Here is a 16,129-nt window from a genome sequence, read left to right as displayed (position 1 = left end):
GAGGTCTTCCCATGATCAACGTGACCAATCGTACCAATATTAACATGCGGTTTTGTTCGTTCAAACTTGCTCTTCGCCATTGCTATTAATCTCTTGTTTTATTCCCTAATTTTTATTAGCACCTAGGGACAGTTCTGCAAAACCTAAGTCTGACCAGACTGTAAACAGCCCAATCACCACAACTCTTAGACGGAAAATCCCACCAAATCTATAAATGGAATATCCTCCATCATACCTATTTGCCCAATCATCAACAACCATTTGGAGCGGGTAGCGGGAATCGAACCCGCATATTCAGCTTGGAAGGCTGCTGCTCTACCATTGAGCTATACCCGCATGACCCACGTACTAACTCTCCTTCGATGAATGGTGGAGGGGGTTGGATTCGAACCAACGTAGCATACGCAACGGATTTACAGTCCGCCCCCTTTAACCACTCGGGCACCCCTCCATTACACCGATAAAGTCGCGCAATGAGACATCACGACAACCATCTTGAATACCCATTCAATTCAATCTGATTGCGAAGTGGTTATGACGATTACTATTGTATCTGTCAACAGAATAAATACAATTCTGTACAAATTTCCTGCTCATAATTTTAAATTATAGATTTTTTCTCTCTATTTTTCTTATTAACACGTTATAAAGAAGCTATGAAAGAAAAAACATCACAAAATTCTCATTATGCTCGTTTGCGTCGCCGATATCGCGATACAAAAGGCTCTCCTTCTCGATCTTTTACACACCCAAAGAAGAAAGCTGCTTCTTTACAGCAAGAGATCATCCATCTTTATGGCATTCATTCTGTTCAGGCTGCTTTAGAAAACCCAAAAAGAATTTTAAAATGTCTTTACGTTACACAAAATGCCTTAAAACGATTAAATATATCCGAATCAGATTATCCTTGCTCTGTTACATTATGCACCCCCAAATATCTTGATTCGCTTGTTGGAAATGAGGCTGTTCATCAAGGTATTGTTTTGGAAACTCTCCCCCTCAAACCATGCAAACTGTCGGAACTAACCAATACTGATCTGGTCATTGTCATGGATCAAATTACCGATCCACATAATGTTGGTGCTATTATGCGCTCTGCAGTTGCATTGAAAGCTAAAGCACTTATTACAACTTGCCGTCACTCTCCCCACGAAAGCGGTGTTCTTGCGAAAGCGGCATCTGGAGCTCTGGAAATGATTCATTATATTACCGTACGAAACCTTGCTGAAGCTCTTCAAGAACTTCATCAAAAAGGTTTTACAAGCTTTGGTCTCGATTCAGAAGGTGACCAACCTCTAGAAACAGCATTAACAGGGAATAAAATTGCTCTTGTTTTAGGAGCAGAAGGTAAAGGTTTACGTAAAAAAACACGCGAAACCGTTTGCGCTTTAACACGCCTTGACATGCCTGGAAATATTAAATCATTAAATGTTTCAAATGCAGCAACAATAGCTCTTTATGTGGCACATCAATATCTTAGATTCTAGTTTTTAATTTTTTGTGAAACATCAAAAAAACCAACCAACAAAAAACCCGCAAAAAACCCGCCAATATGAGCTTCCCATGCTATTGAGATGCCATTTTCTTCAAACAAAATAGAAGAAATACCTATGATCAAATCAGTCGTCAGCCATACACTCATATAAACAAGAACCCCCTTAGAACACAGAGCTTTTTTGACAGATAATAAAGATCCCAAAAGTTTTTCGTTCTGCACATTGACAGCTAGATTACCACTAGGAAAACCGTAACGTGCAATAGCCCCCATCATTCCAGATACGGCACCTGACGCCCCAATAAGTGATATGGTACTTTCTTGATGAAATGTAAAATAAGTCAAAACAGAAATAACTGCCGTTAACACCCAAAAAATTAAAAAACGTAAAACACCAAAATGCCTTGCTAAAGGAGAGCCGAAAACCAAAAGCCAAACCATATTAAGAGCAACATGTTTAAAACTACTATGCATAAATGAATAACTCACCATGGTATAACAAAATGCTACAGGATCCCTCTTAAACAATGCTGGTATAAATGAAAAAAACTCAAGGCTTTCAACATAAACCTGATGAGAAAAAAAATACTGAGAAATGCAATAAAGACAAAAACAAAATGCTATCAAAACAACTATAATAAATGGAACATTCAATAAGGGTTCTTTAGGTTGTTTCGGCAATCGGGAAACATCATTATGTTGGTGACTAGAAACTTTCATTGTATGAAATCTCGTATTTTTTAGAAAATGGGTTATTCTTTATACAAAATAAATATACCATTCCCAGTGATGCAGAATCTTCTCAACGCCTCTTCGAAGCCCTTTTTTAAATTTTCAATAGCTCTACATGAAAACACGTGTATTTTATACAAAAGATTTTAAAAAGCATGGATATCAAGAATATGATTTACAAACTTAGTGGTATCCTGCTTACTTAAATGTGAAGTTACCATGCAATATACAAGAACTTACGAATAGACAAACTCACTTATGAGGTGGTGTATAATAAAAATATATAAACATTATTTTCTTACTAGAAATATATTGATTATTGCATTTTTTAACCAAGCTATACTTCGATTGATAAACTTTAAAGAATCTTAAATCTCAATTTTTCCATTAATATGTCCTGCATTACTTCTACGCTTTGAACGAAAAACGACATCTCTATGAGAAAAAATACCAATACAGCGTTCTCTAGATATACTAATTGGTGTTTCATGATGAATTACTTACTTGATAGTCTGTTTCCTTCATACATGCAAAAGCGTCAGTTCATCTCTTTAACAAATATAAACAAGCCTTTCATTTCAACCTTTAACAGATATAATTCAAGAACTGTCTCTTATGAAACACTGAAAAAATATGTTGATTCTAATGATGCATCTTTGAATTTAAACAGTTCATGACAGAATTTTTTATTCCTTTCTTAGACAGTCTTATTGATACATCCGCCACTTGTAACGTGCAAGAGAATAGTCCGGATTAATTCAATATAAAAAATTTAAATGAGGCAATCATAGGAATTTGAACCTTCCTATTAAGTTGCAAAATGATAAAGGACCATTATAAACCAATGAATTATAAATAGATAACACACTAATTATTGAAGAGGACGATCTTGAGAATTCTGTTTGCAATCCTTTAACCACACATCATAAATAGGATGCTCAACAGCGTTCAAACCAGGACTATCTGCAAACATCCATCCTGTAAAAATACGCCGTATTTTTTTATCTAATGTTACTTCATTGACTTCAATAAAACCAGTTGTACGCGTGGGTTCATCTTTAGAGCTCGTATAACACGCACGTGGTGTTACCTGTAATGCGCCGTACTGATAAATTTTACCAAGAGTAACTTCAAAACGTGTGGTCCGTCCCGTGATTTTGTCAAGACCTGCAAAAACAGCAATTCCATTGCTAATACGCTCAGCCCGCACCCCATTATTTAAGGATAAAAACACTAAAATTCCCATAAAAAAAATATATATAAAATGCCTCACCCCTAACAATAAAAAAAATCTCATCATATCAAAATCAATCGCACCTTAAAAAATAATTCTTTTCATAACATAGAGTCAAATAAGACAAAAATACACACGCACATTAAAACATGTTATTTTTTAGGTGACCACGCATCATAATCTTCATGCACACAAGAACGCTCTCCATTGGAGGTGATAGCCCCCTTTGGTCGATAGCTCTCACTTGTTCCTGTCATATTTGCAACATGAGGCTTTTCCCATTCATAAGGATGATAATCCTCTTGTGTTGGTGGACACTCACAGCGATGATGAATCCAGCCGTGCCAACCTGGTGGAATAGTAGAGGCCTCAGAATAGTCTTTATAGATAACCCAACGGTGCGGATAACCATCCTTATGAAGTCCTCCTTCATAATATATATTTCCAAATTGATCTTCCCCTATCCGCTTACCTTTGCGCCATGTGAAAAAACGCGTACCAATGGTATTGCCATTCCACCATGTGAAGATTTGCTTAAAAAAACGAGCCATCTGCTATTCCATTCATTTAGTGCGTTCATGAAATTAATCGTTGGAATAAAATTATTAACGATTGAAATTAGCGAAAAAGTTACTAGTAAATTCAACTACAATTCCAATTGATAGGTTAACGTGCTATCCTTTAATTTCAAGAAGATATCATATGTATGGCTTCTTCTCCACCCCATAAAATTTAATCTATGCCAAGTTTCATCTTAACCAATTCATTAACAGCTTGGGGATTTGCCTTACCACCTGTTGCTTTCATTACCTGTCCAACAAACCAACCAGCTAAGGCAGGTTTGTGCTTTGCTTGCGCAACTTTATCAGAATTATTGGCAACGATCTCATCAACAGCTCTTTCAATAGCCTTTGTATCCGTTACCTGCTTCATATTTCGTTCTTCTACAATTTGGCGTGCATCTCCCCCCTCATTCCAAATAATCTCAAAAAGATCTTTGGCAATTTTTCCAGAAATAACTCCTTCTTTTATAAGATCAATAATGCTTCCCAATTGATTTGGCGATACTGGTGACTCTTCAATCTCACGATTATCTTTATTTAAAGCCCCTAAAAGGTCGTTAATCACCCAATTGGCAACTATTTTTCCATCACGCCCACGCGCTACTTCTTCAAAATAATCAGCAATAGCCTTTTCTGTCACAAGAATGGAAGCATCATACACTGTCAATCCCATTTCCTTAACAAAACGTGCTTTTATAGCGTCAGGCAACTCTGGTAAGTCTGCTGCCAAATCATCCACAAATGCTTGATCAAATTCTAACGGTAAAAGATCAGGATCAGGAAAATAACGATAGTCATGCGCTTCTTCCTTTGAGCGCATAGAGCGCGTTTCACCTTTAGCGGCATCAAAAAGCCGAGTCTCTTGATCTATGACGCCTCCATCTTCTAAAATTGCAATCTGACGACGCGCTTCATATTCAATTGCTTGACCAATAAAGCGAATAGAATTAACGTTTTTAATTTCACAGCGCGTTCCAAAATCTTCACCAGGACGACGAACAGATACATTGACATCTGCACGCATAGAACCTTCATCCATATTGCCATCGCAAGTGCCCAAATAACGAACAATCGTACGCAATTTTGTCATATAGGCTTTGGCTTCATCTGATGAGCGCATATCAGGCTTGGAAACAATTTCCATAAGAGCAACACCAGAACGATTCAGATCTACAAAAGACATTGTTGGATGTTGATCGTGCATCGATTTTCCAGCATCCTGTTCAAGATGCAACCTCTCAATTCCCACTTCAATATCCTCAAATTGTCCATTCGAATCTGGACCAACAGATATAATAATCTTTCCCTCTCCTACAATGGGATAGCGAAATTGAGAAATCTGATACCCCTGCGGTAAATCTGGATAAAAATAGTTTTTGCGATCAAAAACAGATTTTAAATTAATATGCGCCTTTAATCCTAACCCCATTCGAACCGCTTGACGAACACATTCTTGATTAAGAACAGGCAACATACCTGGCATGGCTGCATCAATAAGTGATACATGATTGTTCGGCTCTGCACCAAATTTGGTTGATGCTCCTGAAAAAAGTTTCGAATTTGATATGATTTGCGCATGAACTTCCATGCCAATGATGACTTCCCAATCACCTGTAACTCCAGAAATAAAACGCTTAGAATCAGGAGTACGCGTATCAATGATGCTCATTGCCAATCCACTACCAATATTTTAAAATTCACTCATGGCTTATCTAAAACCATTCTCTCAGTGCAATCCTAGGATATAAATCTTACAACACAAGCCCGATTTTATCGGGCTTGTGTTGTTTGCATAAATATTAAGCTTTTTTAGGAGCCTTTTTCTTAGCTGGTTTTTTCTCTGTAGACGTTTCTTTCACTGCAGACTTTTTCTTTGCCGGCTTTTCTTCAGGGACATCTGATTCGTCATATTCTTTCATCAACTCTTCAACCGTCACTTCTTTATCTGTGACTTTTATCTGTGCTAATAAATGATCAATGACCTTTTCTTCAAAAATCGGAGCACGTAGATTTTCAACAGCTTCCGGAGTCTTACGGAAAAAATCCATAATCTCTTTCTCTTGTCCAGGATACTGGCGAACCTGATCAAAAACGGCTGCTTTTAGCTCATCTTCACTAACTTTAACACCAACCTTCATTCCAATTTCAGAAAGCACCAAACCAAGACGAACACGACGCTGCGCAAGGACACGATATTCCTCCCGTGCCTTTTCTTCTGTAATACCTTCATCTTCAAAACTGCGCCCAGCCTTTTTCAAATCATCATTAACCTGAGCCCATATATTGTTAAACTCAACCTCTAAAAGTTCTTCAGGAATCTCAAAATTATAATCAGCATCTAAAGCATCAAGAATTTGACGCTTAACTTTTTGACGTGTCACTGAACCATATTGGCTTTCAATCTGCCCACGAACGACCTCACGTAAGCGATCTAGAGACTCTAAACCAACTTTTTGCGCTGCTTCATCATCAATTTTTAATTCATCTGGTTTAAAGACAGCTTTGACAGTAATGTCAAACTCTGCTTCCCGTCCCGCCAAATGTGCCGCACTGTAATTATCAGGAAATTTAACAAAAATCGTTTTTACATCCCCAGCTTTCACACCAACCAATTGCTCTTCAAAACCAGGAATAAATTGTTTTGACCCAAGAATCAGTTGTGCATCACTATCTGCCCCGCCTTCAAATGGAATGCCTTCAAGCTTACCTTGATAATCTATAGTAATACGATCACCTTCTTCAGAATTCCCCTCTTTTAGGGAATAATTACGCGTAGAAGAAAGGACGCGATTGACTTGATCATCAATATCCTGTTCAGGAATAGTTGCAATTTCACGGATAACCTTAATATGTTCAAAATCTTTAATGTCAATTTTTGGTAAAACTTCATACTTTAAACTAAAAGTAAAATCAGCTTTGCCATCTAGAATTTTTTCATCTTCATCTATATCAATTTTTGGCTGCATCGCTGCACGTTCATTGCGGTCTGCTAAAATAGAACGGGGTGCATCACTGAGTATCTCATTGAGAATCTCAGCCATAAAGGATTTACCATACATTTTTCGCAAATGCCCACTAGGCACTTTACCGGGACGAAAACCATTAAGCTTGATTTTTCCCTTGGTATCATCCAATCGTTCATTCAACTTTTCTTCTAAATCTTTCGCTGGAACCACGATCTTAATTTCGCGCTTCAGTCCTTCATTAAGCGTCTCGGTAACCTGCATTAAACACCTTCATTTTTCTAAGGAGAGGGATCAACCCACTCTAATAATCATTACATTCTAACACTTCGAGTGTTACATTTACCATGAAGCGGAATTTCAGACACGTAGAAATCCGTAGCACTTAAGGGATTGCTTTGGTGCGGATGGAGGGACTCGAACCCCCACGGTCTCCCGCCAGAACCTAAATCTGGTGCGTCTACCAATTTCGCCACATCCGCTCAAACTTACAAGCTAATAACCTTATACAAGCGGCGTTTCTATACCATTAATTACAGAAAAAAAGCAAACAAATATATAAAAAAAACAAAATCTATGCTTTTCATACATAACTGCTTACGCTAAAAGTCAATTATGTTAAAGACATTTGATATCCCAATTCATATCATCGGTGGCGGTCTTGCGGGGTGTGAAGCAAGCTGGCAAATCGCTCAGTCAGGAATTTCTGTTGTTTTGCATGAAATGCGACCCGAAAAAAAATCAGATGCCCATAAAACCGATAAATTGGCAGAACTGGTTTGTTCAAATTCGTTTCGTTGCGATGATTCATTAACCAATGCCGTAGGGCTTTTACATGCTGAAATGCGATTAGCAAAATCGTTAATTATGAAAGCTGCTGATGCCAACAAAGTTCCCGCAGGTAGTGCTCTTGCTGTTGACCGTGATGGATTTTCAAAAACCGTTACGACAGCACTTGAAAATCACCCTCTTATAACAATCAAACGTGAAGAAGTTCAAGAAATTCCTAAAGCTTGGAAACATGTTGTCATTGCAACAGGACCCCTTACATCGCCTGCACTTGCTCAAAAATTACAAGCAATAACCGGTATAAAAGCTCTTTCTTTTTTTGATGCAATTGCGCCTATTATCCATACCGACAGTATTGATATCAACATTTGTTGGTATCAGTCTCGCTATGATAAAATTGGTCCTGAGGGAACAGGAAAAGATTATCTTAATTGTCCCCTCAACAAAGAACAATATGAAACATTCGTTGAAGAGTTAAAAAATGCTGAAAAAACAGAGTTTCGTGACTTTGAAAAAACGCCCTATTTTGATGGATGCCTCCCCATTGAAATTATGGCTGAGCGCGGACTTGAAACGTTAAGACATGGTCCTATGAAACCTATGGGCTTAACTAATGCCCATAACCCTACAGTTAAACCCTATGCTGTCGTTCAATTACGCCAAGATAATAAACTTGGAACGCTTTATAATATGGTCGGCTTTCAAACAAAACTGAAATATGGTGAACAAATTCGTATTTTTAGAATGATTCCAGGTCTTGAAAAAGCAGAGTTTGCGCGTCTTGGTGGTCTTCACCGCAATACCTACCTCAACTCGCCAATTATTCTTGATCAAACCCTTCGTTTAAAACAAAAAAAACAACTACGCTTTGCAGGGCAAATTACCGGATGTGAAGGTTATGTAGAATCAGCGGCAATAGGGCTTCTTGCTGGACGTTTTGCTGCTGCCGAATATCATCATATTTCCCCTTGCCTACCCCCACAAACTACAGCATTCGGAGCCCTTTTGAATCATATTACAGGGGGACACATCATAGATGAAAAAGCAGAAACACAATCTTTTCAGCCAATGAATATCAATTTCGGACTCTTTCCGCCTATTGCTTCTATTAAACATTCAGGAAAACGCTTACCAAGTAAAGAAAAAAAATTAGTAAAAAAACAAGCCATAACAGCGAGAGCTCTCAATGATTGTACTCAGTGGTTAGCAAATAAAGAATCAAAGAGCTCCTGTTTATAAAAAACATACGATTCGCCTCTCTCCTACTGAATAGATCTTTATGACTCTCGTGAAAAAATCATTCTAAAGCCTTTTAAAGACTGTCTCCCCCAATCAATAAATACTACCCTACGTTTCATCATTTATTCAATTATGTAGATGCTGTAAAATAACTTTTGGCTATAAAAAAACTTTACCGCTATCAACAATTTAATATGATTTAATGACTAAAAACAAAATAATTATATAAATATATTATGAATAATCAAAATAAATAAATGGAAAATACACAATTAATACTGTACTATCTTTATTAATAGTTTTTATATTACGTAATGTATATTATTTTATAAGAGTAATTTTTCTGTTTTGTAACTTCCTCCCTCAAAATTTGTGATGTTCTCTCATTTTAACTCTTGTATGATGAAGGAAAAATACTTGCTTGCATATCACAAGTGAAATAAAGATATGGAAAAAATATTTGTAGGATAGAGCTGGAGCTATCTCTCCCCTCTCAAATGCCAAGAAAAATCCCAATATTAAAAACCAAATCTGAATATCATAAGATTCTTTCATTTCAGACTCTCTAATAAATCAATAAAAATTATCCTCTTGGTGCGTCACAAGAAAGGTTGGCGTATAAGAGTAAAAGAATAAAACTATCCCTTATGCACTCGTCTCAGATATCTGGGGCTAGTCGCAACATTATAGGAACTGAGAAAAATAGATAGCACGGTGGCACCAACATGCGCTTTTATTAAGCGTAAATGGTGATATATAATAACTTTTATGGACTTTACAGAGTTTTCCGCTTCATATTATTTACGGATCTTGTTTTGAAATAAATACCGTAACACTTCAGCGTAATAAAAGTTAATATTACATTTTATAAGCCATACCCGCGCTCAATTAATACAGTGCAATATTTTATTGAAAAGACTAAAACAATATATTTCCAGCAATACATGAAAATAAAAAGCATCGCAAGGATCTCAAAGTTTTATGTGAAAAACAAGCATAACACATGTGTTAAAAAAAAACCCGCTTATAAATAAATCGGGTTTTTTTAATGTAGCTTAAATTATTTTTTATTAACTGCTTCTTTAAGGCTTTTTCCTGCAGAAAATTTGGGTACAGAACGTGCTGGAATATCGATTTCAGCACCAGTTGAAGGATTACGCCCCTTTGTTGCAGCACGATGAGAAACTTCAAAAGTGCCAAAACCTGGAAGACGAACATCTCCCCCTGAAGCCAAAGCTTCTGTTACAGAAGCCATAAAAGCATCAACAACAGCACCAGCTTGCGCTTTCGAAACACCTGCCTTTTCAGCAACGGAGCTAACGAATTCACTTTTATTCATAAAATATTTCCTTTCCCTATATTACCTGAACATGACTTAATCATGTTATTGGTCAGTTTATTGAAAAGTACAGCAAACAGAAGTCTTATTTTTATCCAAAACATTGTTTTTTTAGCAATAATCACAGTTATTCACGGAATTTTTCACTTTTTCCAACAAAAAACAGAATAATAACCTCAACAACATCTTCTACCACCTAAAAAATGCCGTTATAAATGATACAAGTGAATCAGTGCGCAATCTGTATTCCTTCACTATCACTGCTCTCTGACCGGATTGGCACAGCCCCTGTAGAGGGTTCTTTCCATTCAATAGTGTCTGGAAAACGAACCAAAGCGTGTTTCAAAACTTCACTCACATGATTTACCGGAATAATTTCCATATTATTTTTGACATCATCAGGAATATCAACCAAATCTTTTGCATTTTCTTCAGGAATAAGTACTTTTTTTATCCCTCCTCGAAGAGCTGCTAAGAGTTTTTCTTTTAATCCACCAATGGGTAAAACGCGTCCACGTAAAGTAATTTCACCAGTCATTGCAATATCTTTATGCACAGCTACTCCTGTAAGGACCGAAACAATTGCTGTCACCATTGCAATCCCAGCCGATGGGCCATCTTTTGGTGTCGCACCCTCTGGAACATGAACATGGATATCGCGTTTTTCAAAAAGTGGAGGTTCAATACCAAAATCAACAGCACGAGAACGTACATAAGATGCTGCCGCTGAAATGGACTCTTTCATAATATCACGTAAATTTCCAGTTACAGTCATCTTCCCTTTGCCGGGCATCATAACTCCTTCAATAGTCAATAACTCTCCACCGACTTCTGTCCACGCAAGACCTGTTACAACACCAACTTGATTTTCTCCTTCAATCTGATTGTAATGATAACGTTTAACACCCAAGAAATCATGAATATTACTTTCTGTAACTTTTACAGATTTTTGATGTGTTTTGAGAATTTTTGTAACGGATTTGCGGGAAATTTTCATGAGTTCACGTTCAAGGTTACGAACGCCTGCCTCACGTGTATAAAACTGAATAATTGACCTTAGTGCGCCATCAGAAATACTGAGTTCTTTTTTAGATAAACAGTGATCTTTTAGTGCCTTTGGTAAAAGATGCTGTTTAACAATTTCCATTTTCTCACATTCAGTATAACCAGCGATACGAATAATTTCCATACGATCCATTAACGGACCTGGAATATTAAGCGTATTGGCAGTTGTGATAAACATGACATCAGAAAGATCATATTCAACTTCCAAATAGTGATCAATGAATGTACCATTTTGTTCAGGATCAAGAACTTCTAATAAAGCGGATGAAGGATCACCACGAAAATCTTGGCCCATTTTATCAATTTCATCAAGCAAGAAAAGCGGATTAGATTTTTTTGCTTTTTTCATAGACTGGATAATTTTCCCAGGCATCGAGCCAATATATGTTCGGCGATGTCCACGAATTTCTGCTTCATCTCGGACACCTCCCAATGAGATACGAACATACTCACGTCCCGTTGCCTTTGCAATAGAGCGCGCTAATGATGTTTTCCCTACACCTGGAGGACCTAACAAACAAATAATGGGACCTTTTATCTTTGACGCGCGACTTTGTACAGCCAAATATTCAATAATTCGCTCCTTAACTTTTTCAAGACCAAAATGTTCATTATTCATGACCTTTTCAGCAAAATCTAAATTGTTTTTAATCTTAGATTTTTTACCCCAAGGCATTGCTAATAACCAATCAAGATAGTTACGTACAACTGTCGCTTCTGCAGACATAGGAGACATATTCCGTAATTTTCTCAATTCTGCTCCAGCTTTTTCCTGTGCTTCCTTGGATAGTTTTGTATTCTTGATACGTTCTTCTAATTCAGAGAGTTCATCTCGGCTATCATCACCTGCTCCTAACTCTTTTTGAATAGCCTTCATCTGCTCATTGAGATAATATTCTCGTTGGTTTTTTTCCATTTGCCGTTTAACATGCGAACGAATACGTTTTTCAACCTGCAAAACAGAAATTTCTCCTTCCATGAAGGACAAAACACGTTCAAGACGGGCCCGCACAGGTAAGAGCTCTAATATTTCCTGTTTTTCTGCCAGTTTAATCATCAAATGAGAAGCAATCGTATCGGCAAGCTTAGAAGGATTATCAAGCTGGCCAATCGCATTCACAACTTCAGGAGAGATTTTTTTATTAAGCTTTACATAGTTTTCAAAATAAGTAATCACTGACCTTGAAAGAGCTTCAATCTCAACATCACTCTCTCTAGGTTCTTCTGTAACAGTTGCAAAAGCCTGATGATAACCTTCACTTAAAGCAAATTGACTAATTTTTGCACGTGCAGTTCCTTCAACCAAAACCTTTACAGTACCATCAGGAAGCTTTAAAAGTTGAAGAATATTAGCAAATGTACCAATATGATAAATATCCTCTGATTTTGGATCGTCATCAGAAGCATTTTTTTGTGTCACCAATAGTATTTGCTTATCAACCGCCATCGTTTCTTCAAGAGCACGAATTGATTTTTCGCGGCCCACAAAAAGTGGAACAATCATATGGGGGAAGACAACAATATCACGAAGAGGTAAAACAGCATAAACCCCATCTCTTACTTCATCTGTCTTTTCATCAATATATTGCATAACTCTCCTTTCTGGAGCCTATGAGCTATCTACAACAATTAGCCCACCTTTAGAAAATCTCAGCTCTTCACTGTACATGAAGTGGTAATTACTCATACATAAATCAAGCATTATAATGATATTATTAGAAACACCTATCAAATACCGTTCACTACCACCTTTTATATTGTGCATCGCACAATGTCATGCTGATACATTTTCTTTATCTTCTGCACGTTCTGAGTAAATATAAAGAGGACGCGCTTTACCATCAACGACATCACTCGAAATAACCACTTTTTGAACGCCTTCAAGAGCCGGTAGCTCAAACATCGTCTCAAGAAGGATCTTCTCCATAATAGAACGTAAACCACGAGCACCAGTTTTACGTTCAATTGCTTTCTTTGCAATAACACGTAAAGCATCTTCATGAAATGCTAACTCAACATTCTCCATTTCAAAAAGACGCTGATATTGCTTTACTAACGCATTTTTAGGTTGGGATAAAATTTGCATGAGGGCGTTAACATCTAAATCCTCTAAGGTAGCGACTATAGGAAGCCGCCCAATAAATTCTGGTATTAAACCAAATTTAATAAGATCTTCAGGCTCTAAATCACGAAAAATTTCACCGACACAACGCTCATCCGGAGCCTTAACAGTCGCAGAAAAACCAATAGAAGTTTTTTCACCACGCCCTGAAATAATCCGTTCTAAACCTGCAAAAGCTCCCCCACAAATGAATAAGATGTTTGTGGTGTCAACCTGAAGAAACTCTTGTTGCGGATGCTTACGTCCACCTTGAGGAGGAACAGAAGCAATCGTTCCTTCCATAATTTTTAATAATGCTTGCTGAACTCCTTCCCCCGAAACATCTCTTGTAATAGAAGGATTGTCTGCTTTACGAGAAATCTTATCAACCTCATCAATATAAACAATACCACGCTGCGCACGTTCAACATTATAATCTGCTGCTTGAAGAAGCTTCAAAATAATATTTTCAACATCTTCTCCCACATAACCCGCTTCAGTCAAAGTGGTCGCATCCGCCATCGTAAAAGGCACATCAATAATACGTGCTAATGTTTGTGCAAGATAAGTTTTACCACAACCCGTTGGACCAACAAGAAGAATATTTGATTTAGCCAACTCAATATCATTGCTTTTAGACTGATGCGCCAACCGTTTATAATGATTATGAACAGCAACAGAAAGAACACGCTTTGCATGCTGCTGACCAATAACATAGTCATCAAGAACTGTTATAATTTCCTGTGGCGTAGGAACACCATCACGCACCTTAACCCCAGAAGACTTATTTTCTTCCCGAATAATATCCATGCAAAGCTCTACACATTCATCACAGATAAATACAGTAGGCCCCGCAATGAGCTTACGCACCTCATGCTGACTCTTGCCGCAGAACGAGCAATAGAGAGTATTTTTTGATTCGTTCCCGCTATTGCTAATTTTGCTCATTTTTCTTTCCTTTCACCACAATATATGAACACTTTGCCTTTTCAAAGGAAGCCTTTCATCATGAAAACTAAAAGACATATAGAAAACCATGCATGTCTCAATACTTTTAGGTGTTTCTCTTATTTTGCGATATTTTTTATAAAACTCTTGATTTAAAGTAGCTGTTTTTTCTATAAAAATTCTTAATCTTTTTCTTCTTTTTTAGTTTCTGCACGGTATTGTATAACATCATCAACTAAGCCAAACGCTTTGGCTTCTTCTGCTGTCATAAAATGATCGCGATCGAGAGTTCTCTCTATAACCTCATAATCTTGACTCGTATGTTGAACATAAATTTCATTTAAACGCCGTTTCATCTTTATAATATCTTGCGCATGTCGCTCAATATCTGAAGCTTGACCTTGAAAACCACCAGATGGTTGATGCACCATAATACGTGCGTTTGGCAATGTAAAACGATGACCTTTTGCTCCAGCCGTTAACAATAAAGACCCCATAGATGCCGCTTGCCCCATGCAAAGCGTAGAAACAGGAGGGCGAATAAACTGCATAGTATCATAAATAGCCATACCAGATGTTACGACTCCACCTGGAGAATTAATATAAAGACTAATTTCTTTTTTAGGATTTTCCGCTTCCAAGAAAAGCAATTGTGCACAAACAAGCATTGCCATACCATCTTCAACAGGACCATTAATAAAAATAATCCGCTCCTTTAAAAGACGGGAAAAAATATCATAGGCCCGCTCACCACGATTGGTTTGTTCAATAACCATAGGAACAAGGCTTAATGCTGTTTTCATTGGATCACTCATATTTTTACTTTCCGTTCATATAACAACCGCTCTTTACACATTCAATGTTTTTATCCATATGTTAACATTACTCTCTTGTGCAAGCTACAATCAAGAGATTGTATAAGATAGATTAAAATCTCAATAGTTAAAATAGCAATAATAACTCTACCTAAACAAATGATGAACATCCAGAATGCGAGATACCGCCCAATGGTAAAAACTTCCTTCCTGAGGTCTTTTCGTAGTCTTTGTCTTTCTGTGAATATGAAAGCCTATCAAGCGTGAATCTGTAAGCGGCTTTACACCAAAAGCTGGTTCAAAAATACGTTCAGTTTTTCGCCCAGTCCAATAATAAAAAGTTTCCTTTTCCTTTGCTTCATGAAAAAAACCATATCGTTTTGCTAATCGTGAAATACCATCATTGCCAAATATTGTAACGCCAAGATTTCCCGGTAAAATCGGCATTTTTTCCTCTTTAACCAGAACGGTCTCCAAACACGACGCTTAAACCCAAGCCAATGAGGAATAATTTCTGTGCCAGCCCAATAATCCTCAAATATTTTTATAATAGGGTTATTGGGCGGAAAATAAAGTGCAGAAACGCCTACTCTTGTATTATTTTTCTTGCCAACCAAACCTTATCCGCATCTGGATGAAATTGTTTAACAAGGTAAACATCTGTATCTAACCAAACACCTTGTTGATATTTCATCAGCATAACACGAAAAAAATCCGAGAACTGAACAATTGTACACCCTAGTTTATCATCAGAAAAATCGGGATTGTAGCTTGCCAGCGGGTTTTGTATAATTTGCCACTAGGTTTTGTACCAATTTATTTTTTTTCAAAGAGTTTTTAAGGTGT

At 37.2% G+C, this 16,129-nt stretch carries 11 protein-coding genes, 3 tRNA genes and 2 pseudogenes; 2 read left to right on the top strand and 14 right to left on the bottom strand.

Going from position 1 to position 16,129, the window contains the following annotated elements; genetic code table 11:
* From ACFIK2_RS06865 to ACFIK2_RS06855, 3 genes and pseudogenes are all read right to left on the bottom strand, one after another.
* Positions 1-80, bottom strand: a pseudogene (locus tag ACFIK2_RS06865) (elongation factor Tu); the annotation flags it as partial.
* Between the two features lie 182 nt (positions 81-262).
* Positions 263-336 (bottom strand) — tRNA-Gly (locus tag ACFIK2_RS06860).
* Between the two features lie 31 nt (positions 337-367).
* Positions 368-451, bottom strand: a tRNA-Tyr gene (locus ACFIK2_RS06855).
* A gap of 205 nt (positions 452-656) precedes the next feature.
* On the opposite strand from ACFIK2_RS06855, the gene ACFIK2_RS06850 reads away from it, so the two are divergent.
* On the top strand, positions 657-1,487 hold the full coding sequence (locus tag ACFIK2_RS06850; protein ID WP_375634065.1) for a TrmH family RNA methyltransferase: 831 nt from the start codon (positions 657-659) through the stop codon (positions 1,485-1,487).
* Here ACFIK2_RS06850 and ACFIK2_RS06845 read toward each other — a convergent pair.
* The 6 genes from ACFIK2_RS06845 to ACFIK2_RS06820 form a co-directional block, all read right to left on the bottom strand.
* Positions 1,484-2,215 carry a rhomboid family intramembrane serine protease gene (locus tag ACFIK2_RS06845; protein WP_375633062.1) on the bottom strand — a complete coding sequence of 244 codons (732 nt, stop codon included), beginning with the start codon at positions 2,213-2,215 and terminating at the stop codon, positions 1,484-1,486. The genes ACFIK2_RS06850 and ACFIK2_RS06845 overlap by 4 nt on opposite strands.
* An 883-nt stretch (positions 2,216-3,098) precedes the next feature.
* On the bottom strand, positions 3,099-3,524 hold the full coding sequence (locus tag ACFIK2_RS06840; protein WP_375633117.1) for a DUF2155 domain-containing protein: 426 nt from the start codon (positions 3,522-3,524) through the stop codon (positions 3,099-3,101).
* 89 nt (positions 3,525-3,613) lie between these two features.
* The gene (locus ACFIK2_RS06835) at positions 3,614-4,012 is read right to left on the bottom strand and encodes an NADH:ubiquinone oxidoreductase subunit NDUFA12 (protein ID WP_375633064.1); all 399 of its coding nucleotides are present in this window, start codon (positions 4,010-4,012) and stop codon (positions 3,614-3,616) included.
* Positions 4,013-4,193: 181 nt separating this feature from the next.
* A complete protein-coding gene (gene gatB / locus ACFIK2_RS06830; protein ID WP_375634068.1) occupies positions 4,194-5,693 on the bottom strand; it encodes an Asp-tRNA(Asn)/Glu-tRNA(Gln) amidotransferase subunit GatB in 1,500 nt (499 codons plus the stop codon).
* A gap of 130 nt (positions 5,694-5,823) precedes the next feature.
* Complete coding sequence (gene tig, locus ACFIK2_RS06825) at positions 5,824-7,251, bottom strand: trigger factor (protein ID WP_375677063.1); 1,428 nt, start codon at positions 7,249-7,251, stop codon at positions 5,824-5,826.
* 135 nt (positions 7,252-7,386) lie between these two features.
* Positions 7,387-7,469 (bottom strand) — tRNA-Leu (locus tag ACFIK2_RS06820).
* A 133-nt stretch (positions 7,470-7,602) separates the two neighbouring features.
* Here ACFIK2_RS06820 and trmFO point away from each other — a divergent pair.
* Positions 7,603-9,015 (top strand): methylenetetrahydrofolate--tRNA-(uracil(54)-C(5))-methyltransferase (FADH(2)-oxidizing) TrmFO, encoded by a 1,413-nt coding sequence (gene trmFO / locus ACFIK2_RS06815; RefSeq protein ID WP_375633070.1) that lies wholly within the window; start codon positions 7,603-7,605, stop codon positions 9,013-9,015.
* Between the two features lie 1,060 nt (positions 9,016-10,075).
* Here trmFO and ACFIK2_RS06810 read toward each other — a convergent pair.
* From ACFIK2_RS06810 to ACFIK2_RS06790, 5 genes and pseudogenes are all read right to left on the bottom strand, one after another.
* Positions 10,076-10,354: an HU family DNA-binding protein gene (locus tag ACFIK2_RS06810; RefSeq protein WP_375611283.1), complete on the bottom strand. Its 279-nt coding sequence runs from the start codon at positions 10,352-10,354 to the stop codon at positions 10,076-10,078.
* A gap of 229 nt (positions 10,355-10,583) precedes the next feature.
* On the bottom strand, positions 10,584-13,010 hold the full coding sequence (gene lon / locus ACFIK2_RS06805; RefSeq protein WP_375612894.1) for an endopeptidase La: 2,427 nt from the start codon (positions 13,008-13,010) through the stop codon (positions 10,584-10,586).
* A 183-nt stretch (positions 13,011-13,193) separates the two neighbouring features.
* On the bottom strand, positions 13,194-14,468 hold the full coding sequence (gene clpX / locus ACFIK2_RS06800) for an ATP-dependent Clp protease ATP-binding subunit ClpX (protein ID WP_273723371.1): 1,275 nt from the start codon (positions 14,466-14,468) through the stop codon (positions 13,194-13,196).
* A gap of 182 nt (positions 14,469-14,650) precedes the next feature.
* Complete coding sequence (gene clpP / locus ACFIK2_RS06795; RefSeq protein WP_375677062.1) at positions 14,651-15,283, bottom strand: ATP-dependent Clp endopeptidase proteolytic subunit ClpP; 633 nt, start codon at positions 15,281-15,283, stop codon at positions 14,651-14,653.
* A gap of 147 nt (positions 15,284-15,430) precedes the next feature.
* Positions 15,431-16,049, bottom strand: a pseudogene (locus tag ACFIK2_RS06790) (hypothetical protein); the annotation flags it as partial.
* Positions 16,050-16,129: the final 80 nt, after the last annotated feature.

It is taken from the genome of Bartonella sp. AP88XZML, assembly GCF_042195565.1.
Classification (GTDB): domain Bacteria; phylum Pseudomonadota; class Alphaproteobacteria; order Rhizobiales; family Rhizobiaceae; genus Bartonella.
Note: the sequence above shows the minus strand (reverse complement) of the source record. Positions and strands in the feature narration are given on the sequence as shown.